Source organism: Roseovarius sp. S88 (assembly GCF_037023735.1).
Lineage (GTDB): Bacteria > Pseudomonadota > Alphaproteobacteria > Rhodobacterales > Rhodobacteraceae > Roseovarius > Roseovarius phycicola.
Genome location: NZ_CP146069.1, coordinates 1,443,278 through 1,465,093 on the forward strand (window position 1 = coordinate 1,443,278; position 21,816 = coordinate 1,465,093).

Sequence of the window (21,816 nt, forward strand, 5' to 3'; positions counted from 1 at the left end):
TATGAAAGAGTACCTCGACTACCTTAACGCAAGTATTGACCGGTATCGCTACTTGGCATCTGGCAGCGCGCTATTGGTAGCGACGCTGTTGGTAATGGCCCGATTCTCAAATGACGTTCCCCTGTTGTTCAACTTGGTGGCCGTACTTTCAATTGTCGCTTGTGGATTTTCGATGTTGTGCGGTGCATTTATCGTGGGTCGGTTGCATGTCGTCAAAGTTCACATACTAGACACAATTGCTGCGCGTGCCTGTCGTGCTTCTGGAGACAAAAGAGAACGAGATAAATTCGCGAAACTATACTTCGGTGGAAGCCTTGGAAACGAAATCACCGATTCAATTCTGGATAAGGTATTCGGCATCAAGAAGTGCGGTCGACTTCTAAAGGAGATGACGATGTTCGATCTTGAGTGCGAGCTTGAGGGATGTGAAGCACGCCTAATCGTTTCAAGCGTGGTTGGTGTTGCGTCGTTTTGTTTATTCGCATTGGCTTTTTTGATGACTGGGCTTTTCATATGACCCAGCTCTACAAAAACCAGGCCTTCACCATTGCCTATGCCGATGATGGCAAATTCGTAGGCGAGGGGCTGCGCGCCTTCTTCGAGTACCGCCAGCTGGGCATCGCCAAGGCCACGCAAGGCAAGTTTGGGGCGCATGTGATCCGGGCGGTGCCGGGGATGGAAAGCCCGGCGGAGTGGCATTCCCATGAGCTGGAGTTCCAGATGGTCTATGTCACCAAGGGCTGGGTGGTCTTTGAGTATGAGGGCGAGGGAGAGCATATCCTGCGCGAAGGCTCTTGCGTGCTGCAACCCCCTGGCATCAAACACCGTGAAGTGCGCCATTCCGATGATCTGGAACTGATCGAGATCACCAGCCCGGCGGAGTTTGCCACCAATCCGGAAGATGCGCCTGCATGAAACTTGCGCGTCTCACATATCCCTTGCTGGCCCTCTGGGGCGCTGCGGCCTTGGCGATCACGCCGGAGGATGTGCAGACGCGCATCTCGGACGCCAAGTTCGAGACCGCAACGACCGTGCTTTTTGAGGCCAAGGATGGGTCCCAGAAACAGCGGGAAGTTTTCCTGTGGGTCTACCAGACGAGGTTGGGGCAGATCCTGAATTCCCGCGCACCCAATGCGGCGGAAACCGCCGAACTGAAGCGTATTTGCAAGCAGATGCATCGGCTGGCGTCCAAGTCCAAAGTGGGGGCCTTTGACGCCTATGGCATCGAGCTTGCCAATGGGCGCGGCGATACCTCGCGCCTGCCAAGCTCAAAGCGGGCGGTGTTCTTTTTCTGGGACGAGGGACGCTGTGCGACACCCAGCAAAGGCCAAATTCAATGACATGCCGGGCGGCATATCTGCGGGCGCTTTTGGCGGCTTGCCTGTTATCGGACCCGGTGTCGAGCGCGATGGCGGCGGAGGAGGCTCCCATCGCGCTCCCATCGGGGCTTGAGGCGCATTTGCAGGAAACGATTTCGGACCAGCCGGGCAGTGGCCTTGTCTATCGGTTTCGCTTTGTCGCGCCCGCGTTCACCGGTCAGGAGGATTTCGAGGCACAGACCGCTGATCTTGAGCATCTTTGTAACGATTATGCCCTGCCGCGCATCCCCAAACTGGGCCCGAAACCCGACAGGATTGTGATATCCCTGGCCGATCAATCGTCAGAATTCGGACGTTTTGACCCCGATGTGATGCAGATTTTCGAGACGTTTTCGCTGCAAAGCGGCACCTGTATCTTGGAGCTGTTCTGATGCAAACACAACATCTTGCGGCTCACTCCTTAGCCATGCCCACGTTTGAGGCTTTCGAGTCACAGGCGTCACGCTTTGATGCGTATGCATATCAAATGCCACATTGCTCCGGTATGCTGAACGGTGGTTGCAAATATGCAAACCAAACCTCGGAAGACGAGCAGGCGAGGCGCAAGCCGTGTCGTCTGTTCACGTACAGAGACAGGAGACTAACATGTCGAACAGTATCAAGGGCCTTTTGGCTCTGGCCCTCGTGGCCTTTGTTGGCGCCTGCGCCCAGCAAGAAGAAGAATTTGTCGTGGTTGACCCAGAGCCAATCTCGACTGAGCCGGTCCACACCGGTAAATACAAGTAAGGTCTTTGACCTTGTGTCAGGGCGGGCCTTTGGGCCTGTCCTGAGACCGATCCGGCGGGTCCTTCGCACAAGCGGAGGTGGATCATGCTGAAACACCGCGGCTTTCCGGGGCGTCTTCCGGGCACAGATTTCCAGTTCACCATCCGACGTGCAAACCCCAAGGGCGTGACCCCTTTGGTGGCGCGCGAGCGTTTTCGCGACCGCAGGCCCGCAGACCGTAGGGCCGATACGGCGTTTGTGCGTGCCTTGTGGGAACATTTCGGCGATCAGCCTTTTGAGCGCGGCAATCTGGATGCCGGCCGACTCAGCTGGCTTTTAGACCGCGAAGTGCGCCCCGCAGAGGACCCGTTTGACCCCGAAAGCTATGATGCGCTGCTGATTCTGGACGTCGCCATAGCGCGCGCCTCTTTCCCCGAAGCCTTTGAAGAAGGGGAATTTTCGTGAGTTTCGCGCAGTTTACCCCCCAAACGAGCATATTTTCGCCGATCGGTTGCGGGAATACGCAAATTACAGCCGAAAGGAAAGCCCGCCGTCTGGCAGGCTTGGCGCGGGGCAAATTCATCTCCATGTTGAAGCTCATAGGCGTGGCCTTCCCCCAATGGGCCAACACACACCGTCTATACCGTTACCCTTACCCTAATGGGCGGCTTCGTACTATTTTGTACGGGCCGCCCAATTCTTTTGGGCTTGCGCGGATTACCTCTCAAGGTCGGCAATCCCTTGCGCAAAAATGCAAAAAGCACATATATATAGTTCAAGCCGGGTCAAAACCGGCGATATATGCGTTGAATAACGGCGCTAAATATAGAGGCACATCGACATGCAACTTACAAAATCATTCCCGTGCGCGCTCGTGCTGCTTGGCACGCTTGCGGCCTGTGGCGACACAGCCGGTGAACAAGCTCTTATCGGCGGTGCTGCTGGTGTGGGCACAGCTGCTGTGGTTGGCGGCTCGCTTGTCACTGGCGCTGTTGTCGGCGCTGGCGCCAACGTGGCCTATTGCCAGCTCACAGACGCCAACTGCAACTGATCTGAGCCTGCCTCCTCAGCGAGGCCGGTCATCTTTCGAAAAACCGCTTATGCGCCCTGGCGCATGGGCGGTTTTTTCTATGCCAAACCCTTTGTGCCGTTGGGGGCAAAGGACGAAAAGAGGACTCGTGAATGTTTAAGAAGATCCTGATCGCCAACCGGGGCGAGATTGCCTGCCGTGTGATCAAAACAGCGCGCAAGATGGGCATTGCGACCGTTGCCATTTATTCAGATGCCGACCGCAACGCGCTGCACGTGAAAATGGCGGACGAGGCGGTGCATATCGGCCCGCCCGCGGCGTCAGAGTCCTATATCGTGATCGACAAGGTCATGGCGGCGATCAAGAAATCCGGGGCTGAAGCGGTGCATCCCGGTTACGGCTTTCTCTCGGAAAACCCCAAATTCGCCGAAGCGCTGGAAGCTGCTGGTGTCGCCTTTATCGGACCACCTAAAACCGCCATTGAGGCGATGGGCGATAAGATTACCTCAAAGAAAATCGCTCAGGAAGCCAATGTCAGCACGGTTCCAGGCTATATGGGCCTCATTGAGGATGCCGATGAGGCGGTGAAGATTTCCAATGAAATCGGTTATCCTGTGATGATCAAGGCCTCCGCGGGCGGTGGCGGCAAGGGCATGCGCATCGCCTGGAGCGATGAGGAGGCACGTGAGGGGTTTCAAAGCTCGAAAAACGAGGCGGCGAATTCCTTTGGAGATGACCGCATTTTCATAGAGAAATTCGTCACCCAACCGCGCCACATCGAAATTCAGGTGCTCTGTGACCAGCACGGAAATGGCGTGTTCCTGCATGAGCGTGAATGCTCAATTCAGCGGCGAAATCAAAAGGTTGTGGAAGAAGCACCAAGCCCGTTTCTCGATGAGAAGACCCGCAAGGCCATGGGCGAGCAGTCTTTGGCACTGGCCCATGCGGTGGGCTATGCCAGTGCCGGGACGGTGGAATTCATCGTGGATGGCGACAAGAATTTCTACTTCCTGGAAATGAACACCCGCTTGCAGGTGGAACATCCTGTGACCGAGTTGATCACCGGTGTGGACCTTGTTGAGCAAATGATCCGCGTGGCGGCGGGCGAAAAGCTCAAGATCAAGCAAAGCGATCTGAAAATCGGTGGCTGGGCGATTGAGAATCGCCTTTATGCCGAAGATCCCTACCGCGGGTTCCTGCCGTCGATTGGCCGCCTGACCCGGTATCGCCCGCCTGTTGAAGTGGCCGCTGGCCCAATGCTGGAAGCGGACACATGGCATGATGATGCGCCATCAGGCGAAACAGGCGTGCGCAATGACACCGGCGTCTACGAGGGCGGCGAGATCAGCATGTATTACGATCCGATGATCGCCAAGCTTTGTACTTGGGGTCCAGATCGTGCCTCGGCCATTGAAGCGATGCGCGTGGCGCTCGACAGCTTTGAGGTGGAAGGCATCGGGCACAACCTACCCTTCGTGGCGGCCGTGATGGATCATCCGAAATTCATCTCGGGCGATATGACGACAGCCTTCATTGAAGAGGAATATCCCGAAGGATTTGAAGGGGTAGAGTTGGATGACACCGCCCTGCGCCGGATCGCGGCAAGTGCGGCGGCCATGCACCGCGTGGCCGAAATTCGGCGCACCCGTGTGTCGGGCCGGATGGACAACCATGAGCGCCATGTGGGCGAGGATTGGGTGGTCTCTCTGCAAGGACAGGATCATGCGGTAAAGATCGCGGCAGACCGTGATGGATCCACCGTGAGCTTTGAGGATGGCACCAGCCACCGCGTGTCCAGCGACTGGACGCCGGGGGATCAACTGGCCAAGCTGGATGTGGACGGCGCGCCTTTGGTGCTCAAGGTGGGCAAGGTCTCTGGCGGGTTCCGCATTCGCAACCGCGGCGCGGATATCAAGGTGCATGTGCGCACCCCGCGTCAGGCCGAATTGGCCACGTTAATGCCCGAGAAACTCCCGCCTGATACATCGAAAATGCTGCTCTGCCCGATGCCGGGCCTGATTGTGACTGTGAATGTCGCCGAAGGCGATGAAGTTCAGGAGGGGCAGGCGCTTTGCACGGTTGAGGCGATGAAGATGGAAAATATTCTGCGCGCCGAGAAGAAGGGCGTCGTGTCAAAGATCAATGCTGGTCCGGGCGATAGCCTGGCTGTGGATGACGTGATTATGGAGTTCGAATAACCCCAGATGCCTTGCGCCGAACGGCATATCTTTCCAGCCCTTTTGGCTGGTGCATCGGTCCTGATGGGCTGTGCACGGGACGATGAAGCCTCCATGCGGGACAGGCTTTCGGCTTGGTTCACCTTGGGCGACACACTGGCCTTTGCTTCTCAACAGGGCTGCGCGGCTGGGGCGTTTTTGGTCAAGGATGACACGCCTGCATCAGGTCTGCCTGTGGAACGCGATCTTGGGGCGATGTTGCGTGCCTTGCCGCGTTTTGGCGTGGCCGCTGTGGATGATCCGGCATTGTCACCCGATGAAGCGATGCGCCAGGCGGCCAATACGGACCGTCCGGTCGGCATGGCCATGCGCCGGGCCGCGTTGGAGGCGCGGGACTGTATGCAAGGGGATTTGGCGGCAGAGTTCCGGCGCCTTTTGACCCGGTCCGAGGCGGTCTTGGCCTTTCACAGCGAAGAACGCGCCGTCATGATGCTGGATCGGCCCAATCGGGTGCTGGTGGTGGCGATGGGAGCGGGCGAATGATGGCGCGCGCTCAGCTTCCGCCGCGACGGTCGCGGATTTCTTGTTGCCGTGTGGGCATTTTATCTATCGCGCGGGTAATCTCGCGCACATCCCACGGCAGGGGTTTGCGCAGGAATATCCGCCCATCCTTGCCAATCAGCGCCAGCATAAAGCCGCGCGGATGCAACTTTTCGCGCAAGGCAGACCCGCTGTCTTTGTTCGGATCTGTCAAGACGATCACATCGCGCTCTCGCAAGTCGTCAAGACCTTGGTTCAGAAATGCCATTTGCTGGATGAATCTCGGATCTTCCGGGCTATCGGCAAACACAACAAGCGGTCTGTTTTTCCAAACAAATTCACTCAAATCCACGCTATCACCTGGGAAAATGATCTCCGATGGCGTGGTTTTCGATGTGTCTGCGGCCTCGTCAGCGGATAAGGTTCCTGCTGCAAGTATCAGAAAAGACGTCGTTATCGCTCTTAGCATGGGGTCTCCTGTCACCAAAAATATAGGCGCAGTGAAGAAAAATGCGACGACAGAATGCGTTACAGGTCGAGAAAATTTTAACTTTAAGCCCCCGGTGAGGATTCGCAGCACAAAATGGTGCGAATTCAATGCACATAACCCTGGTTCGACAACCACGGTGGGAAAGGGGTGCTTGGTTATGGATATTCAACTTCATTTGGGGGCGCATCGCACCGCCAATACGAGTTTTCTGCACTATTTGTCGGAAAACAACGACAGCTTGCGCCAATCCGGGCTGGCTGTTTGGGGGCCTAAGCAAACACGCGATGGACTTCTGACCGGTGTTATTCCCGTAGAGGGGCGTCGAACCCCTGCTGAGCAGCTTGAACGCGCCAAGTCTCGTATTGCGCTCAACCTGGCCGAGGCGGAAGCGTCTGGCGCTCATACAGTGCTGGTCACGGATGAAAACATGATCGGCGCAACCCGGCGCAACCTGCGCGACGAACGGCTATACGCGGCGATTGGTGAACGCATGGCGCGTTTTTTTGAGGCGTTTGACGGCAGGATTTCCTCGGTTTCCCTGTCGATCCGCAGTCAGGACACCTATTGGGCCTCATCGCTGGCGTTTGCTGTGGCGCGAGGCCACAGATTGCCTTCGGCGCGAGTGTTGCGCCATCTCAGCCGCTCGACCCGCACGTGGCGCGATGTGATCACCGACCTGGCCTGCGCTTTGCCGGGCATTTCGATCAATGTGCTGCCCTTTGAGACATTCGCAGGTGTGCCAGAAGCGCGGCTGAAGGCAGTGACCGGTTTGACCGAGGTGCCGCGCCGAGCGTCTCGTGAATGGCTCAACCGCAGCCCTGAGCTACGCGTCTTGCGCAAACTCATCAACGATAGAGGGGGTGACAGCAGCTTTTTACCAAATGGTACTGGGCGGTGGCACCCATTTAACACCGAACAAGTCAGCGCATTGCGCGAGGCCTACGCTGATGACTTCTTCTGGCTGCGCGCCGGAGCGGAAGACTTGGCAACACTGACAGAGAAAACATGGCCTGAGACAAAGCGGTTTGAGCCGCAGGAGGCCAAGATGACCAGAGGACGACACCATGGGAAAGAACACAGACGCCTGGCGTGAGATTGCTGAAAAAGAGCTGCGCGGACGTCCGCTTGAGGATCTGACGTGGAACACGCTGGAAGGTATTCCGGTCAAGCCACTCTATACCGAGGACGATCTGGGGTCGCTTGATCATCTGGGCACAATCCCGGGCCAGGCACCTTTCACGCGCGGGGTGAAGGCGACGATGTATGCCGGGCGCCCCTGGACGATCCGGCAATATGCGGGCTTTTCCACGGCTGAGGAATCCAACGCATTTTACCGCCGTAATCTGGCCGCCGGGCAGCAGGGTGTCTCGGTCGCCTTCGATCTGGCAACCCATCGTGGCTATGACAGCGACCATGAACGCGTTGTGGGTGACGTCGGCAAAGCCGGTGTGGCGATTGATAGCGTCGAGGACATGAAAATCCTCTTTGACGGTATCCCGCTTGATCAGGTCAGCGTTTCGATGACCATGAACGGTGCGGTGATCCCGGTTCTGGCCAGCTTCATTGTGGCCGGAGAAGAGCAGGGTCATTCGCGCAGCGTTCTTTCGGGCACAATTCAGAATGACATTTTGAAAGAGTTCATGGTGCGCAATACCTACATCTACCCACCGGAACCGTCGATGCGGATCGTCAGCGACATCATCGAATACACCGCCAATGAGATGCCCAAGTTCAACTCCATCTCGATCTCCGGCTATCACATGCAAGAGGCCGGCGCGAACCTTGTGCAGGAGTTGGCCTATACCCTGGCTGATGGGCGCGAATATGTGCGCGCTGCCATTGAGGCGGGCATGGATGTTGATAAATTCGCTGGTCGGCTGAGTTTCTTCTTTGCCATCGGCATGAACTTCTTCATGGAGGCCGCCAAACTGCGCGCCGCGCGCCTGCTGTGGCACCGCATCATGACCGAGTTCGGGGCCAAGAACGAGCGCTCAAAGATGTTGCGCACCCATTGCCAGACATCGGGCGTGAGCCTGCAAGAGCAAGACCCCTATAACAACGTCATACGTACCGCCTACGAAGCGATGAGTGCGGTGTTGGGCGGCACGCAAAGCCTGCACACCAACGCGCTGGATGAGGCGATTGCGCTGCCCACGGACTTCTCGGCGCGGATCGCTCGCAACACCCAACTTGTGCTGCAGGAAGAGACAGGCGTGACCAATGTCGTCGATCCTCTGGCGGGGTCCTATTACGTCGAAAGCTTGACGGCAGAACTGGCCGAAAAGGCCTGGGCACTCATGGATGAGGTCGAAGAAATGGGCGGTATGACCAAGGCCGTGGCCTCTGGCATGCCCAAGCTTCGGATCGAGGAATCTGCTGCCACGAGACAGGCGATGATCGACCGGGGCGACGAAGTGATCGTAGGGGTCAACAAGTACCGCAAGGACAAAGAAGACCCGATCGACATTCTCGATATCGACAATTCTGCCGTGCGCGACAGCCAGATCGCACGTCTGGAGAAAATCCGCGCCGAGCGCGATGAAGCAGCCTGCGAGGCCACGCTGAACGAATTAACGCGGCGGGCAAAAGACGGCGGCAATCTGCTTGAGGGCGCGGTTGAGGCTGCACGCGCACGGGCATCAGTGGGAGAGATCAGTATGGCTTTGGAAAAGGAATTCGGACGCCACCGCGCCGAGGTGAAAACGCTCGCCGGTGTTTATGGTGCGGCGTATGAAGGCGATGAAGGCTTTGCCGCCATTCAGAAGTCGGTGGAGGATTTTGCGGATGCCGAAGGGCGCAGGCCGCGCATGCTTGTGGTCAAGATGGGCCAGGACGGACATGACCGCGGGGCCAAGGTCATCGCCACGGCCTTTGCCGATATCGGGTTTGACGTTGATGTGGGGCCGCTTTTCCAGACACCGGATGAGGCGGCACAGGATGCGATTGACAATGATGTCCATGTGATCGGTATTTCAAGCCAGGCCGCTGGCCACAAGACTTTGGCGCCGCAACTCATTGATGCGCTTAAGGAAAAAGACGCCAGCGATATTATCGTGATCTGTGGCGGGGTGATCCCGCAGCAGGATTACGAGTTCCTGAAATCCGCGGGGGTGAAGGCGATTTTTGGGCCGGGCACAAACATCCCTGAGGCGGCGCAGGATATCCTGCGGCTGATCCATGAGGCGCGCGCTGCATGAGCCAAAAACGCGGCATGATCCTTGCCGGAATGGCGACCGGGGCACTCTGGGCCATAGGGCTGCTGTGGATTGGCGCTCAGATCCCCGTGCCGATTGCGATGATCCAGCCGGTTCTGATGGGCGCGGTCTTCGGCCCCGGTGTGGTGCTGATGCTGATGATTGCAAGGCTGGCGCAGAGGCGTTTTGGGGATGACACCGCCATTGACGGACAGAAGCTGACCGGCGGCGCGGCGGTAGATCAGGCCGTGCTGACGAACACATTGGAACAGGTCGTGCTGGCGCTTTGCATCTGGCCGCTGGTTGGCTTTTTCCTGGGCGCGGGAACGGTTCTGGTGCTGGGGCTGGGGTTTGTCGTGGCGCGACTGTTGTTTTGGGGGGGATATCACCTCTCGCCGCCGCTGCGCGCCTTTGGCTTTGCCGCAACCTTCTATCCCACACTCTTCGCCGCGGTCTGGGTCATCTTGCGGCTTGTCTCGGGCTAAAGCGTTTCGCGATAAACTTAACTCACAAATGATCGCGAAACGCAGCGCGACACCCAATCGTTGCACGTGTTTCGCCTTTCGCTGATGTCTCAGGTTAAAGGCGAAACGCTTTAAACTGGTGCAGGTTTAGAAAATCTGCTTTGCATTGCTGTGTGTTCTGGCAAACAAGGGACGGATGGCACGCTGGCCGATTGCCTGGAGAATTCCTTGCAAAGAAGAGTGCTGAGACATGATAGTTCTGGATCACTTTGCGATTGCCGCTGAAACGCTTGAAAGCGGTCGGGCCTATGCCGAAGGCGCCCTAGGCGTGCCGCTGTTGCCCGGCGGGCAGCACCCGCATTTCGGAACACACAACCTGCTTTTGGGATTGGAGGACGGGCTTTATCTGGAGGTGATCAGCATTGATCCAGATGCGCCTGCACCTGAGTATCCCCGCTGGTTTGATCTGGATCGCTTCACCGGTCGAGCGCGGCCAACAAACTGGATTTGCCGGACCGATGATCTGAACGGGTTTGTTGCTGAGCACCCACAGGCAGGAACACCTGTGCCGCTGGCCCGCGGCGATTTGAGATGGCAGATGTCCGTGCCACCCACCGGAATTCTGCCATATGACAACATGTTCCCCGCCGTTATCGAATGGGCCAGCGCGGAGACACCAGCGCGCCGTTTGCCGGCATCCGGATGCCGTTTGAAAATGCTTACGATCTCTCATCCTGATGCTGACGAATTGCGCCAGACGTTGGCACCGGTGTTCCAAGAGACCCGCGTGCGCTTTGAAACGGCCCCTTTGGGGCTTGTTGCCGAGATGGACACGCCATCAGGTGTGCGTGTGCTGGAATGATCCTGCGCGCGGCCACGGATGCAGATGCAGAGGCCGTTGCGCGGATTGTGAACCTCTATATTCGGGAGACCACTGTCAGTTTCACCGAGATTGAAAAGACGGTGGATCTAGTGGCGCAAGAGATCGCTGTGCGGCAGGCCGAGGGCAGGCCGTTTTTGGTGGCACAAACCGATGAAGGGGTGGTGGGATACGCCACCTATGATCAGTTCCGCAAAGGCACGGGCTATGGTCGCACGATGGAACATACGGTGATGCTGGCCTCTGATGCGCGAGGGCATGGGGTGGGCCGGGCTTTGATGGCGGCGTTGGAAGATCATGCTATTGCGCACGGGGTTGGGTCGTTGATGGCCGGTATCAGCGGTGAAAACACAGAGGCCGTCGCGTTTCACCTTGCCCTCGGTTATAAGGAGGTGGGGCACGTTGCGCAGGTGGGTTTCAAGTTCGGCAGATGGATTGATCTGATTTTGTTACAAAAACGCCTGTCCCACGGATCAGACAGCCGCTAAAGTTGCGCCCATGTCCATCTGGAACCGTATCTCCGAAGCGCTGTCGGCGCTGGCCAAGGGCGAGCCGCTTACGCGGGTCTTTGACGCGCTGCGCACGCCGCCCGAGCGCAGCGTGGCGTTTGCCATTGCCGTGATCGCGCTTGGGGCCAAGATGGCCAAGGCCGATGGGTTGGTCACGCGCGATGAGGTGACAGCCTTTCGCGAAGTCTTTCAGATCGCGCAGGATGATGAGGCCGGTGCGGCAAAGGTGTTCAACCTCGCACGGCAAGATGTTGTTGGATTTGAGGATTACGCTCAGCGGATCAAGACCATGTTCGGGGCTGAGATGGATACGCTTTTCGACCTGATGGAGGGCCTCTTTCACATCGCCGTGGCCGATGGGGTCTATCATCCCAACGAAGATGTGTTCCTTGAACGTGTAGCGGAGATTTTCGAGATCCCCGATGCGCAGTTTCAGGTTCTGCGCAGCCGGTTTGTACCAGATGCAAAGCCCGATCCTTATGCGGTTCTGGGTGTGGATCCAAACGCGCCAATGGACGAAATTCGCAGTCATTACCGTAGTTTGGTGCGTGACATGCATCCTGATCGCATGATTGCGCGGGGCGTGCCGCAAGAGGCCATTAAGCTGGCTGAAAAGCGGCTGAGTGATATCAATCACGCCTGGGAGGAGATCAGCGGAAAGGGCTGAGATGCGCATCGCCACTTACAATGTGGAATGGTTCAATGCCCTGTTTGATGACAAGGGCAGGATGCTTGACGATCAAGAGCTGTCGGGACGCCACGGTGTAAGTCGACATGAGCAGCTTACAGCGCTTGGCATTGTGTTCACCGCATTGGATGCGGATGCGATCATGGTGATTGAGGCTCCGGATACCAACAAAAAGCGCGCCACTGAGCCTGCGCTGGAAAACTTTGCTGACAAGATGGGGTTGCGCGCGCGTAAAGCATTGATTGGCTTTGCAAATGCAACGCAGCAGGAGATTGCGCTTCTCTATGATCCTGATGTGCTGAGCTGTCGGCACGACCCACAAGGCGAAGAGACAGGCAAGCGCGGGTCGCCGGATGCGCCCCGGTTTGACGGCGTGTTTCGGATTGATCTGGATATTGATGCGACAGAGGACCTGGTGGAATTTTCCAAACCCCCGCTGGAGATTGCGGCCCAGACAAAAGGTGGGTTTGCATTCCGCATGATCGGCGCGCACCTGAAATCCAAGGCCCCGCATGGCGCGCGCAACCGCGATGAGGCGATGCGCATGGGCATTTCCAACCGGCGCAAGCAACAGGCGCAGGCGGTGTGGTTGAGACGCCGGGTGGAAGCGCATCTTGAGGCCGGTGAGTCGCTTATCCTGCTTGGAGATCTCAATGACGGACCCGGTCTGGACGAATATGAGCATCTTTTTGGGCGCTCGTCGGTTGAGGTGATCATGGGCGATGGGAAGCGCACAGAGCTCACGCTCTACGACCCGCATGCCAAGCGTGCCCTCAGGCGTCGGATCGGGGCGATGAACACCACCGCGCGCTTCTATATTTCCCAGGAAAAACGGTATCTTCAGGCGCTTTTGGACTACATTATGGTGTCGCCTGATTTGCAGGCCCAAAAACCAAGTTGGCGTATTTGGCATCCCTTTGATGACCCTGATTGCTGGAAGATGCCAGAACTGCGTGACGCGCTCATTGCGGCCTCCGATCACTTCCCGGTCATCATGGATATTGACCTGACGTCTTAAAACTTTCGCCCAAATCGATTATATTAGGGCAATGAAGCATATGATTTACCCTGTGGTCTTACTGGGCGCACTTGCGCAACCCGCTCTGGCCGAAGAAGAAGGCCCGTCGCTTATGGAGCGCGGGGCGCAGCTTTTCATCGAAGGGTTCATGAGGGAAATGGAACCTGCCTTGAAGGATCTTCATGGCATGGCCGAGGACATGGAGCCAGCTCTCCGCCAGTTCATGACAGAGATTGGCCCCGGTTTCATGGATCTGCTCGGGCAGATCGAAGATCTGAGCGCCTATCACGCGCCGGAAATCCTGCCCAATGGCGACATCATCATTCGCAAGAAAACCCCAGCCGAAAAGGCGGCGGAAGACAGCGATGGGGATATCGAAATTTAACCTCGGGCGACCCGGACTTTCGTTTCTGCCTCAAGGGTTTCTGCCAGAGAGTTGAAGCGCGCCTCAGCGACTTCGCCGAACATTGGCTCAGCGGCTTTGGAGAGTTTCAACGTCAGGTGCCGCTTTTTGGGTTTCCACACCAACTCGCCCAATGTCTCGTCCTTACGCAGCCAGAACATCGCCGCAAGGCGCATCGCCTTGCCAAGCACCTCGGCTTGATGCTCATCCTGTGCCGTGACCAGCTTGGTCAGGGCCTCAAATCGCGTGCCTTCGCGCCGGTTGGAGTAGCGATGCATCAAGGCCAGCCCCAGAAACACGCGCTCGGCATGTTTCAGACCACCCAGATTGGCGCGTGTGGCGTTGTCAAAGCAATCCTCAGCTCGGTAATCGGGATGCGCGCGCCAACTGACGTCATGCAAGAGGCAGGCCGCCTTGATGATCCGAAACTGGTCCTTGGGCACGGAGCGAAACAGTGGCTGGACAAAGTTGAACACCATGCGACCGTAACCGGGCAGGCGGGCGTCTTTGGCCTCGGCAAACCGGCAGGCTTCAATTAAAGGATCCCGGTCGCGCAACGCCTGCGGCATTTGCTCATAGAGAAGCCCCTCACGGATGCCATAGCTCGACACGGCGATGTCGCGCGGCTTAAAGGTCTTCACCACCTGCCGCAGCACGTCGATGGCAATGACAGCAAGGTCCATCCGCGCGGTGGACACACCGGCGCGTTGGCGCAGCTCTTCTTGATCGCATTCGCTGATATAGGCCGCTGTGGCGCGCACGGATTTCGCGCTCATCCGATATTCGTGCAGCACATGAAGCGGATAGCCGCGTCGTTCCATGTCGATCTTGGCGATCGCGCGCCAGGACCCACCGACCAGAAACAGGCGGTTTTTCTGCTCGCCCATCTGGTCATACATCGCGGTTAGGGTGTCGCGAATATGGGCGCGACGCGCGCGCTTGCCGCCTTTGAGGTCTTTGAGTTTCAAGGGACCAAGCGAAGACGTCAGCCGCTCGCCTACCTTACCACCGTTGATCTCGGCCAGTTCCATGGACGACCCGCCAATGTCACAAACAAGGCCATAGGACCCGGGCCACCCCAACAGCACGCCTTGCGCAGAGAGCCGGGCTTCTTCTTCACCATCCACGACCCAAAGCTGAATGCCGGTCTCGCGTTCGACCTCATCGCGAAAGGCCGGGCCGTCCTCGGCTTCGCGAATGGCCGCCGTTGCCACCGCCGTCAAAGGCCCGTCACAGATATTTTCTGCCAAAAGCTTGAACCGCTTCATGGCGGCCAGCGCGCGTGCACGTCCATCGGGGTTCAAACGCCCTGTCTCCGACAGGCCCGCACCAAGCGCACACATGATCTTTTCGTTGTAAAAATAGGCCGGGCTTCGGGCGGCACCGTCAAACACCACCATGCGCACAGAGTTTGATCCCACATCAACGACGCCCACATGGCTGAGCGCCTTGGCGCGGGGGTCATCGAATAGCGGGCGGCCAAAAGGCCCCCAATCGCTCTGTGCGGCGTCGGTCGTTCCGTCCATGACATCCCCGGTTCTGCTGCGACGTTTATGCGTCAGCGTACGCAGTTCGGTCAATCAGTCAGTCTTCGGTGTGCGTCAGCTGTGGCACATCGGATGCGCCTGCCGATCCGCGTCCCGAAAGCGATGGGTTTTCCATGAAAAACCGGTGGCAATTGAAGGCAAATTCACCCTCTGGAACGGGCAGGCGCTCGAACCGTCCTTCGGGCGACATGACCCAGCTTTGCGCCACATCCGCCATATTGGCCGCCATGATCTGGCTGACGATCTGGGCCTTGACGGTTTTGTTGGTGATCTCGATCAGCGTTTCGACCCGGCGGTTGAGGTTGCGGCTCATCCAGTCAGCAGAGCTGATGAAAACCCGCGCCTTTTTCGACGGTAGTCCGGCACCATTGCCAAAACACACAATGCGCGAATGCTCCAGAAAGCGGCCAATGATCGATTTCACGCGGATATTGTCGCTCAAACCCTTGATGCCTGGTCTGAGGCCACAAATGCCGCGCACCACAAGGCTGATCTTCACTCCGGCCTGACTGGCCTCATAAAGCGTGTCGATCACGTCCTGTTCGATGAGTGAGTTCATTTTGGCCCAGATCATCGCCGGTTTACCCGCCTTGGCGTGCTCCATTTCCTGACGGATCATATCGATGAGCTTGGGTTTCATGCCTTCTGGAGAAATGGCAAGGTTTTCAAGCATTTCCGGCTGGGCATAACCGGAAAGAAAGTTGAACACCTTGGTGGCATCGCGCCCAAGCGCCGGATCACAAGTGAAAAAGCTGAGATCGGTGTAAATCTTGGCCGTATCGGGGTGATAATTGCCGGTGCCGTAATGGGTGTAGGTGACAAGGCTATCACCCTCGCGGCGCACCACGGTCGAGATCTTGGCATGTGTCTTGAGATCCATAAACCCATAGACCACATGCGCGCCCGCACGTTCCAAACGCCGCGACTGCCGGATGTTGGCGGCCTCATCGAAACGTGCTTTCAACTCGACCAGAGCAGTGACGGATTTGCCATCCTCTGCCGCCTCGCAAAGCGCTTCAACAATGGGAGATTTTTTGGACGTGCGGTAAAGCGTCTGCTTGATCGCCACGACATCGGGGTCCCGTGCCGCCTGGCTGAGAAACCGCACAACCATGTCGAAGGTTTCATAGGGGTGATGCAGCAGCATGTCCTTTTGCCGGATCGCCGCGAACATGTCGCCATCATGGTCTTGCACCCGTTCCGGCACGCGTGGCGTGAAGCTGGGCCAAAGAAGGTCCGGGCGGCTGTCGATCACCAGCTCCTTGAGGTCCGCAAGGCCAATCATGCCTTCGACCTCAACCACCTCATAGGGTTTCACATCCAACTCACGCATGATGGTTCGGCGCAGTTCTTCGGGCGCACCAGACGACATCTTGAGGCGGACAACCTCGCCCCGGCGGCGACGTTTGAGGGCCACCTCAAACTCGCGCACCAGATCTTCGGCCTCTTCCTCGACCTCAAGATCGCTGTCCCGCAGGACGCGGAAATTGCAATGTGCCTTGTAGGTGTAGCCGGGAAAGAGATGTCCCAGATGCAACAGCAACAACTCTTCCAGCGGCAGGGCGCGATGCGCGCCGTCTTCAGAGGGAAGGGTCACAAAACGGTCAATCTGCGCGGGGATCGGCAAAAGCGCCTGCAAGGGGCGCTTGTCGGATTTCCGTTCCATCTGAAGGGCCAGCGAATAGCCTAGATTGGGGATGAACGGAAAGGGATGTGCCGGATCAATGGCCAGTGGGGAGAGCACCGGAAAAACCTTGGTCAGAAAGGTGTCTTCCAGAAAGCCCTCATCTTCCTTCGACAAGCTTCTGCCATCCAAAATGGAGATGTTCTCTGCCTCCATTTCCTTTCGAAGCGTTTGCAGTGTGTCCTGCTGATCCGCCAAAAGCTTGCGCGCATCCTCGTCGATGAGGATCAGCTGTTCTGCTGGCGTCAGCCCGTCGATGCCCGGTGTGGTGTTGCCTGCATGGGCCAGCTCACGCAGGCCTGCGACGCGCACATTGTAAAATTCGTCCAGATTGGTGGCGGAAATCGACAGAAACCGCAGACGTTCCAAGAGCGGCACGCGCGGGTTTTTGGCCTCTTCCAAAACGCGCCAGTTAAAGCCAAGCCAGCTCAGCTCGCGGTTATAAAACCGCCCACGTCCGCTCACATCCAAGCCCTCCGGCGTGACCGGTTCTGGGAAGGGGGATTTCAAAAAATCTGCGTTGCTCATCCGGGGCTTATGCTAGGTTTTGGTAACGGGAAGATGACGAGTGTGCCTGTATCAGCCCATCTTGTCCAGAACCTCTTTGGCCAGGGCGCGGGTGACGGCGCGCCCCTGCGCAAGGGCAGCGGCGTCCAACGCTTCGACCGTAGCCTGCACGGCGGCGCAGGATCGATCAATGCGGCGCACAAGGTAGGGCAGGACATCGGCGGTGGGCACCACTTGCCTGTCATGGAAAAGCTTGGCCATAAGCGCGGTCAGGAGCACATCATCAGGGGCTTCAAGTGCGACTAGGGGCGTGCCTTGCAGGCGACTGGCCAAATCGGGCAGGGCGATGGGCCAGAAATTCGGCGCGTTTTGTCCGGTGAAAAGAAGGCTGTGTCCTTCGGCCAGAACCAGATTGTGCAGATGGAACAGCGCCTCTTCTGCCTCGGCGTTACCGGCAATCTGGTCAACATCCTCGACCGCAACCGAAGCGCTTGCCAAGCTGGGAATGTCGGCTGTAGCCACGTCTGCAGCAGCTACGATTTTGGCGCCGGACAGTGTCGCCCAAACATGCACCAAATGCGTCTTGCCCGAGGCCTCGGCGCCAACCAGCGCCAGTTTGCGCCCCGGCCAGCTCTGCCAGCCTTCAATCATGGCAACTGCGGCAGCATTGGCAGAAGACACGAAAAAGTCTTCCCGCCCGTGGGCTATTCTGACGGGCAAATCAAAGCTGAGCTGCTGAGGCATTAATCCGCGTCCTGCTCCGGCTCTAATCCGCGATAGAGCTTGCTGCCAAGGTATTGCCCGGTCGCAAAGCGCGCCAGAACACCGATGGCAGCAGCCACAGGCACAGCAACCAGCATGCCCACGAAACCAAAGAGCGCACCAAACACGGACAGCGCAAAGATGAGCCAGACGGGATGCAATCCTACCGAACTTCCGACCAGTTTGGGGGTGAGGACATTGCCCTCAAGCACCTGACCAATCATGAAAATCCCGGCCACCAGACCGATGGATACCCAGTCACCCCAGAATTGGAACAAGGCCAATCCGATGGCCAAGGCCCCGCCCAGCAGAGCGCCGATGTATGGGATGAACGTGATCAGCCCGGCAAAAGCCCCGACCACGAGGCCAAACTGTAGCCCAACAAGCATGAGCGCCACGGCGTAATACGTGCCCAGCACCAGACAAACGGTGCCCATGCCGCGAATGAACGCGGCCAGCGTGTTGTCGATCTCTCCTGCCAGATGGCGAATAACCGGCGCATGGTCGCGGGGCAAAAGGCGATCAATTTCCGCCACCATACGGTCCCAGTCATAGAGCAGATAGAACGCCACGACTGGCACGATCACCAAGAGCACCACAACATTAATCAGGGATGACACCGAGGAAAGAACGGTTTCGATAAGTTGCCCACCCCGTTCCTGAATGGTCTCGCCCACGGAAATCAGGGACTGGCGTAGCGTCGAGGTTTCATCGACCAGTTGCGGGAAGCGGTCGGTCAGGAACGCCTGCAAGTCATTGAAAAGCTGCGGGGCTATGTTGATCAGGTTGGCGGTCTGCTCGACCAGCGTCGGTATCACCAAAAGCGCCATGACCACAAAGATCATCAAGGCGATCAGCGTGATGATCGTAACCGAAACAGCACGTGAAAACCCCATCTTTTCAAGACGGTCCGCGACTGGATCAAGAAAGTAAGCGATGGCGCCGCCAAGTACAAAGGGCAAGATTACATCGCCCAGAAACCATAGCAGCAGAAAGAAAAAACTGCTGCGAAGCCCCAGTATTTCAGCTGTGTTGAGACGGGAAGTGCCATTTGCCCTCAAAATGTGTTCGCTTACACATTGCGTATGACGGGCAGGGTTTCAAGAGGCGCTCGCATTGGAACGCCCCTTGAAAAGTCAGTGTGCTTTAGTGGCAAGCAGGGCGTGTACCCGGCAGCAGCACTTTGTCTACAACGTGGATCACACCGTTCGACGCCTTGATGTCTGCGATAACAACATTGGCGCTCTCGCCCGTCCCATCTGCAATGCTCACACCACCCGCATCTTTGGTAATGCACAGACGCTCAGATGCCAGAACCGGCTTGAAGTAGTTCGAACCACCTGGAATTTGGCCGGCGGTCAGTTTGCGATCATCAACGTGATAGAGCAACACGTTGGTCAGCTGGTCTTTGTTCTCTGGCTTCAGCAGTGTTTCAACTGTGCCTTCTGGCAGAGCGGCAAATGCGTCATTGACAGGGGCGTACACAGTGAAGGGGCCTTCACCGGACAGCGTTTCCGCCAGGCCTGCGGCCTGAACCGCGGCCACGAGCGTGGAAAAACGTTCATCCCCTGCTGCGATCTCGACAATATTGGCGGCTTTTGCGCCAGTTGCCAGTGTAACGGCCGTTGCGGCCATTGCGGCAATCTTGAAGATCGATTTCATTTCTAGTACCTCTTTTTTTGCTAGCATGCTCTGTGCATGTGCATAGAGCTACGCGGATACGTGCGGATTGGTTCACTTTCCGCACGTATCTTTTTCTCAGATGCTCCAATTCCCGCCGATCCCGTCTTGTTTCATTTGGACCAAGGTCATAAACGGGACCGAACGCCAGTTTTGAAGATGAGAGTGCCCATGCGCCTGTCCCGTTATTTCCTGCCTGTGTTGAAGGAAACGCCGTCCGAGGCTCAGATTGCCAGCCACCGCCTGATGCTGCGGGCGGGCATGATCAAACAGTCGAGCGCGGGGATTTATTCCTGGCTTCCGCTGGGCTTCAAGGTTTTGCGCAAGCTGGAAAATATCGTCCACGAAGAACAAATGCGCGCGGGACATATCCCGATGCTCATGCCCACGTTGCAATCCGCCGATCTGTGGCGCGAAAGCGGGCGCTATGACGATTATGGCGAGGAAATGCTGCGCATCCGCGACCGGCATGATCGCGATATGCTCTACGGTCCGACCAACGAGGAACTGATCACCGATATCTTCCGCGCCCATGTGGGCAGCTACAAGGACCTGCCGCTAACACTCTACCATATCCAGTGGAAGTTCCGCGACGAGATCCGGCCGCGTTTTGGCGTCATGCGCGGGCGTGAATTCTTCATGAAGGACGGCTACAATTTCGATTTGACCAAAGAAGACGCGCTACATTCATACAACCGCCATTTGGTAAGTTATCTGCGCACCTATGAGCGTATGGGCCTGCAAGCCATTCCGATGCGCGCCGATGGCGGGCCGATTGGGGGCGACTACACCCACGAGTTCCTCGTTCTGGCCGAAACGGGCGAATCCGAAGTGTTCTATGACAGCGAGATCACCGATCTGCGCTTTGGAGATCGTGAGATTGATTACGACAGCGTGGAGCAGTGTCAGACGGTTCTGGAGGAATTCACATCGCGCTATGCGCGCACGGACGAAACCCATGACGAGGCGATCTTCAACGAGGTGCCCGAAGCGCGCCGACGGTCGGCGCGGGGCATCGAAGTTGGGCAAATCTTTTATTTCGGGACAAAATACTCTGAACCTTTGGGTGCCACGGTCCAAGGCCCGGATGGCAAGCCCGTGCCGGTGCATATGGGCAGCCACGGCATTGGCGTGAGCCGTCTCATTGGTGCGATCATTGAGGCAAGCCATGACGAGAACGGCATCATCTGGCCTGAAGGTGTCACGCCTTTCCATGCCGGGATCGTCAACCTCAAGCAAGGCGATAACGAGGCCGACGCCGCCTGTGACGCGCTTTACACCTCGCTGACCGCCTTGGGTCTTGAGCCGCTTTATGATGACCGCGATGAGCGGGCAGGAGGCAAGTTTGCGACCATGGACCTGATCGGCCTGCCTTGGCGGATCACGGTGGGACCAAGGGGGCTGAAAAACGGCGTTGTCGAGCTGACCAGCCGCAGAACCGGCGAAAGCGAAGAGATGCCGCCAGAAAAAGCCATTGAAAAGATTGCGGAAATCTACGCGCCGCATCACCGGAGCGTGGCGGTAGAGCCTATGGCACAGCGCAGTTTCCACACCTGGCTTTAAATGCTATACTGTCCTCAATAATAAAAAGAACGAGGCAGGATTAGTATGATGAGAGCACTCGCTTTGGCGGGCGGCATCGCCGCTTGTGCAGGGTTTTCCCAGTTCCCTGAATACTCGCAACAATATTATCAGCGCTTGTCCGGCGCGGTCGATGAATTGGCCGTGATCGTGGCCGATTTTGACCGGGACGCCACGGCGCTGGGTCTGGATCGTGGCGCGGCCATACAACAGCTCGAACTTGGCTCAGCCATGGGAGAGGCAAGGGCGCTTTCCATGTCCCGCGTTTTCAAACGCCACGATCGGTTGAGTGAGGATTTGTCTCAATTGCAGGGGCGCACATCCTTGGAACGCGCATTCACGCCGTGGCGTTTCACCGAGCCGAAGCTGGCGCAGGAAACGCTGGCGGATTTCCGGCCTGCTGTGCCGTTGACCTTTGAAGGCATCGGGTTCGCCGCAATGGGTCTGGCCGTTGGATACGGGTTGATCAGCATAGTGCTTGGTTTTCTCGCCAACCTTTTCCGCCGCAAAGACCGCGCACCGCAAGTGAACTGACCGCCTTCCGCTTGACCCCGGCGCGCTTGTTGACCAATGTCCGC

The 21,816-nt window shown here is 57.5% G+C and carries 24 protein-coding genes and 1 pseudogene; 19 read left to right on the forward strand and 6 right to left on the reverse strand.

All coding sequences use genetic code 11. The annotated features are described in order from the left end of the window. The first annotated feature begins 1 nt into the window (after nucleotide 1). The 9 genes from RZ517_RS07325 to RZ517_RS07365 all read left to right on the forward strand — a co-directional run bounded on the left by RZ517_RS07325 (nucleotide 2) and on the right by RZ517_RS07365 (nucleotide 5,834). Nucleotides 2-517 carry a hypothetical protein gene (locus RZ517_RS07325; protein ID WP_338550798.1) on the forward strand — a complete coding sequence of 172 codons (516 nt, stop codon included), beginning with the start codon at nucleotides 2-4 and terminating at the stop codon, nucleotides 515-517. After that, entirely contained in the window at nucleotides 514-915 is a 402-nt protein-coding gene (locus RZ517_RS07330) for a cupin domain-containing protein (RefSeq protein WP_338550799.1), read from the forward strand. The genes RZ517_RS07325 and RZ517_RS07330 overlap by 4 nt, the downstream gene beginning before the upstream one ends. After that, entirely contained in the window at nucleotides 912-1,340 is a 429-nt protein-coding gene (locus tag RZ517_RS07335; protein WP_338550800.1) for a hypothetical protein, read from the forward strand. Before RZ517_RS07330 ends, RZ517_RS07335 begins: the two co-directional genes overlap by 4 nt. Further along, on the forward strand, nucleotides 1,337-1,750 hold the full coding sequence (locus RZ517_RS07340) for a DUF6497 family protein (RefSeq protein WP_338550801.1): 414 nt from the start codon (nucleotides 1,337-1,339) through the stop codon (nucleotides 1,748-1,750). Before RZ517_RS07335 ends, RZ517_RS07340 begins: the two co-directional genes overlap by 4 nt. Nucleotides 1,751-1,964: 214 nt before the next feature. Further along, nucleotides 1,965-2,105: a hypothetical protein gene (locus RZ517_RS07345; RefSeq protein ID WP_338550802.1), complete on the forward strand. Its 141-nt coding sequence runs from the start codon at nucleotides 1,965-1,967 to the stop codon at nucleotides 2,103-2,105. A gap of 84 nt (nucleotides 2,106-2,189) precedes the next feature. Beyond that, nucleotides 2,190-2,549, forward strand: coding sequence for a hypothetical protein (locus RZ517_RS07350; RefSeq protein WP_338550803.1), 360 nt, complete (start codon nucleotides 2,190-2,192; stop codon nucleotides 2,547-2,549). 376 nt (nucleotides 2,550-2,925) lie between these two features. Further along, nucleotides 2,926-3,135 carry a hypothetical protein gene (locus RZ517_RS07355; RefSeq protein WP_317055109.1) on the forward strand — a complete coding sequence of 70 codons (210 nt, stop codon included), beginning with the start codon at nucleotides 2,926-2,928 and terminating at the stop codon, nucleotides 3,133-3,135. Nucleotides 3,136-3,266: 131 nt separating this feature from the next. Then, nucleotides 3,267-5,312: an acetyl/propionyl/methylcrotonyl-CoA carboxylase subunit alpha gene (locus RZ517_RS07360; RefSeq protein WP_338550804.1), complete on the forward strand. Its 2,046-nt coding sequence runs from the start codon at nucleotides 3,267-3,269 to the stop codon at nucleotides 5,310-5,312. A 6-nt stretch (nucleotides 5,313-5,318) separates the two neighbouring features. Next, nucleotides 5,319-5,834, forward strand: a complete 516-nt coding sequence (locus tag RZ517_RS07365; protein WP_317055106.1) for a hypothetical protein — start codon at nucleotides 5,319-5,321, stop codon at nucleotides 5,832-5,834. 10 nt (nucleotides 5,835-5,844) lie between these two features. Here RZ517_RS07365 and RZ517_RS07370 read toward each other — a convergent pair whose 3' ends face one another. Next, the gene (locus RZ517_RS07370; RefSeq protein WP_338550805.1) at nucleotides 5,845-6,429 is read right to left on the reverse strand and encodes a DUF4174 domain-containing protein; all 585 of its coding nucleotides are present in this window, start codon (nucleotides 6,427-6,429) and stop codon (nucleotides 5,845-5,847) included. 49 nt (nucleotides 6,430-6,478) lie between these two features. Between RZ517_RS07370 and RZ517_RS07375 the strand changes: the two genes are divergently transcribed. The 8 genes from RZ517_RS07375 to RZ517_RS07410 all read left to right on the forward strand — a co-directional run bounded on the left by RZ517_RS07375 (nucleotide 6,479) and on the right by RZ517_RS07410 (nucleotide 13,459). After that, a complete protein-coding gene (locus tag RZ517_RS07375; RefSeq protein ID WP_338550806.1) occupies nucleotides 6,479-7,414 on the forward strand; it encodes a hypothetical protein in 936 nt (311 codons plus the stop codon). Further along, entirely contained in the window at nucleotides 7,386-9,518 is a 2,133-nt protein-coding gene (gene scpA / locus RZ517_RS07380; RefSeq protein WP_338550807.1) for a methylmalonyl-CoA mutase, read from the forward strand. The genes RZ517_RS07375 and scpA overlap by 29 nt, the downstream gene beginning before the upstream one ends. After that, nucleotides 9,515-10,000, forward strand: a complete 486-nt coding sequence (locus tag RZ517_RS07385; RefSeq protein WP_338550808.1) for an MAPEG family protein — start codon at nucleotides 9,515-9,517, stop codon at nucleotides 9,998-10,000. The genes scpA and RZ517_RS07385 overlap by 4 nt, the downstream gene beginning before the upstream one ends. Nucleotides 10,001-10,229: 229 nt before the next feature. Continuing rightward, nucleotides 10,230-10,841 (forward strand): VOC family protein, encoded by a 612-nt coding sequence (locus RZ517_RS07390; RefSeq protein WP_338550809.1) that lies wholly within the window; start codon nucleotides 10,230-10,232, stop codon nucleotides 10,839-10,841. After that, nucleotides 10,838-11,347 carry a GNAT family N-acetyltransferase gene (locus tag RZ517_RS07395; protein ID WP_338550810.1) on the forward strand — a complete coding sequence of 170 codons (510 nt, stop codon included), beginning with the start codon at nucleotides 10,838-10,840 and terminating at the stop codon, nucleotides 11,345-11,347. Before RZ517_RS07390 ends, RZ517_RS07395 begins: the two co-directional genes overlap by 4 nt. Nucleotides 11,348-11,357: 10 nt before the next feature. Further along, the gene (locus RZ517_RS07400; protein ID WP_338550811.1) at nucleotides 11,358-12,035 is read left to right on the forward strand and encodes a molecular chaperone DjiA; all 678 of its coding nucleotides are present in this window, start codon (nucleotides 11,358-11,360) and stop codon (nucleotides 12,033-12,035) included. Nucleotide 12,036: 1 nt separating this feature from the next. Then, nucleotides 12,037-13,074 carry an endonuclease/exonuclease/phosphatase family protein gene (locus tag RZ517_RS07405; protein WP_338550812.1) on the forward strand — a complete coding sequence of 346 codons (1,038 nt, stop codon included), beginning with the start codon at nucleotides 12,037-12,039 and terminating at the stop codon, nucleotides 13,072-13,074. 40 nt (nucleotides 13,075-13,114) lie between these two features. After that, on the forward strand, nucleotides 13,115-13,459 hold the full coding sequence (locus RZ517_RS07410; protein WP_338550814.1) for a hypothetical protein: 345 nt from the start codon (nucleotides 13,115-13,117) through the stop codon (nucleotides 13,457-13,459). Here RZ517_RS07410 and RZ517_RS07415 read toward each other — a convergent pair. From RZ517_RS07415 to RZ517_RS07435, 5 genes and pseudogenes are all read right to left on the reverse strand, one after another. Then, on the reverse strand, nucleotides 13,456-15,003 hold the full coding sequence (locus RZ517_RS07415) for a Ppx/GppA family phosphatase (RefSeq protein WP_338551124.1): 1,548 nt from the start codon (nucleotides 15,001-15,003) through the stop codon (nucleotides 13,456-13,458). The two genes, RZ517_RS07410 and RZ517_RS07415, sit on opposite strands and share 4 nt — an antisense overlap. A 58-nt stretch (nucleotides 15,004-15,061) precedes the next feature. Then, nucleotides 15,062-17,236, reverse strand: coding sequence for an RNA degradosome polyphosphate kinase (locus RZ517_RS07420; RefSeq protein ID WP_338550815.1), 2,175 nt, complete (start codon nucleotides 17,234-17,236; stop codon nucleotides 15,062-15,064). A 51-nt stretch (nucleotides 17,237-17,287) separates the two neighbouring features. After that, entirely contained in the window at nucleotides 17,288-17,959 is a 672-nt protein-coding gene (locus RZ517_RS07425) for a DnaA ATPase domain-containing protein (RefSeq protein ID WP_338550816.1), read from the reverse strand. Further along, nucleotides 17,959-19,028 (reverse strand): annotated as a pseudogene (locus tag RZ517_RS07430) (AI-2E family transporter). The gene RZ517_RS07425 and the pseudogene RZ517_RS07430 overlap by 1 nt, the downstream one beginning before the upstream one ends. Nucleotides 19,029-19,123: 95 nt before the next feature. Further along, nucleotides 19,124-19,639, reverse strand: coding sequence for a fasciclin domain-containing protein (locus RZ517_RS07435; protein WP_338550818.1), 516 nt, complete (start codon nucleotides 19,637-19,639; stop codon nucleotides 19,124-19,126). A 189-nt stretch (nucleotides 19,640-19,828) separates the two neighbouring features. On the opposite strand from RZ517_RS07435, the gene proS reads away from it, so the two are divergent. Together proS and RZ517_RS07445 are read left to right on the forward strand one after the other, a co-directional pair. After that, nucleotides 19,829-21,220: a proline--tRNA ligase gene (gene proS / locus RZ517_RS07440; protein WP_338550819.1), complete on the forward strand. Its 1,392-nt coding sequence runs from the start codon at nucleotides 19,829-19,831 to the stop codon at nucleotides 21,218-21,220. Nucleotides 21,221-21,265: 45 nt separating this feature from the next. Then, nucleotides 21,266-21,772: a DUF2937 family protein gene (locus RZ517_RS07445; protein ID WP_338550820.1), complete on the forward strand. Its 507-nt coding sequence runs from the start codon at nucleotides 21,266-21,268 to the stop codon at nucleotides 21,770-21,772. Nucleotides 21,773-21,816 lie beyond the last annotated feature (44 nt).

What these genes read in the sequence shown, in the direction of transcription:
- RZ517_RS07325 (WP_338550798.1), top strand. Translation starts at nt 2, where the DNA reads ATGAAAGAGTACCTCGACTACCTTAACGCAAGTATTGACCGGTATCGC.
- RZ517_RS07330 (WP_338550799.1), top strand. Translation starts at nt 514, where the DNA reads ATGACCCAGCTCTACAAAAACCAGGCCTTCACCATTGCCTATGCCGAT.
- RZ517_RS07335 (WP_338550800.1), top strand. Translation starts at nt 912, where the DNA reads ATGAAACTTGCGCGTCTCACATATCCCTTGCTGGCCCTCTGGGGCGCT.
- RZ517_RS07340 (WP_338550801.1), top strand. Translation starts at nt 1,337, where the DNA reads ATGACATGCCGGGCGGCATATCTGCGGGCGCTTTTGGCGGCTTGCCTG.
- RZ517_RS07345 (WP_338550802.1), top strand. Translation starts at nt 1,965, where the DNA reads ATGTCGAACAGTATCAAGGGCCTTTTGGCTCTGGCCCTCGTGGCCTTT.
- RZ517_RS07350 (WP_338550803.1), top strand. Translation starts at nt 2,190, where the DNA reads ATGCTGAAACACCGCGGCTTTCCGGGGCGTCTTCCGGGCACAGATTTC.
- RZ517_RS07355 (WP_317055109.1), top strand. Translation starts at nt 2,926, where the DNA reads ATGCAACTTACAAAATCATTCCCGTGCGCGCTCGTGCTGCTTGGCACG.
- RZ517_RS07360 (WP_338550804.1), top strand. Translation starts at nt 3,267, where the DNA reads ATGTTTAAGAAGATCCTGATCGCCAACCGGGGCGAGATTGCCTGCCGT.
- RZ517_RS07365 (WP_317055106.1), top strand. Translation starts at nt 5,319, where the DNA reads ATGCCTTGCGCCGAACGGCATATCTTTCCAGCCCTTTTGGCTGGTGCA.
- RZ517_RS07375 (WP_338550806.1), top strand. Translation starts at nt 6,479, where the DNA reads ATGGATATTCAACTTCATTTGGGGGCGCATCGCACCGCCAATACGAGT.
- scpA (WP_338550807.1), top strand. Translation starts at nt 7,386, where the DNA reads ATGGGAAAGAACACAGACGCCTGGCGTGAGATTGCTGAAAAAGAGCTG.
- RZ517_RS07385 (WP_338550808.1), top strand. Translation starts at nt 9,515, where the DNA reads ATGAGCCAAAAACGCGGCATGATCCTTGCCGGAATGGCGACCGGGGCA.
- RZ517_RS07390 (WP_338550809.1), top strand. Translation starts at nt 10,230, where the DNA reads ATGATAGTTCTGGATCACTTTGCGATTGCCGCTGAAACGCTTGAAAGC.
- RZ517_RS07395 (WP_338550810.1), top strand. Translation starts at nt 10,838, where the DNA reads ATGATCCTGCGCGCGGCCACGGATGCAGATGCAGAGGCCGTTGCGCGG.
- RZ517_RS07400 (WP_338550811.1), top strand. Translation starts at nt 11,358, where the DNA reads ATGTCCATCTGGAACCGTATCTCCGAAGCGCTGTCGGCGCTGGCCAAG.
- RZ517_RS07405 (WP_338550812.1), top strand. Translation starts at nt 12,037, where the DNA reads ATGCGCATCGCCACTTACAATGTGGAATGGTTCAATGCCCTGTTTGAT.
- RZ517_RS07410 (WP_338550814.1), top strand. Translation starts at nt 13,115, where the DNA reads ATGATTTACCCTGTGGTCTTACTGGGCGCACTTGCGCAACCCGCTCTG.
- RZ517_RS07415 (WP_338551124.1), bottom strand. Translation starts at nt 15,003, where the DNA reads ATGGACGGAACGACCGACGCCGCACAGAGCGATTGGGGGCCTTTTGGC.
- RZ517_RS07420 (WP_338550815.1), bottom strand. Translation starts at nt 17,236, where the DNA reads ATGAGCAACGCAGATTTTTTGAAATCCCCCTTCCCAGAACCGGTCACG.
- RZ517_RS07425 (WP_338550816.1), bottom strand. Translation starts at nt 17,959, where the DNA reads ATGCCTCAGCAGCTCAGCTTTGATTTGCCCGTCAGAATAGCCCACGGG.
- RZ517_RS07435 (WP_338550818.1), bottom strand. Translation starts at nt 19,639, where the DNA reads ATGAAATCGATCTTCAAGATTGCCGCAATGGCCGCAACGGCCGTTACA.
- proS (WP_338550819.1), top strand. Translation starts at nt 19,829, where the DNA reads ATGCGCCTGTCCCGTTATTTCCTGCCTGTGTTGAAGGAAACGCCGTCC.
- RZ517_RS07445 (WP_338550820.1), top strand. Translation starts at nt 21,266, where the DNA reads ATGATGAGAGCACTCGCTTTGGCGGGCGGCATCGCCGCTTGTGCAGGG.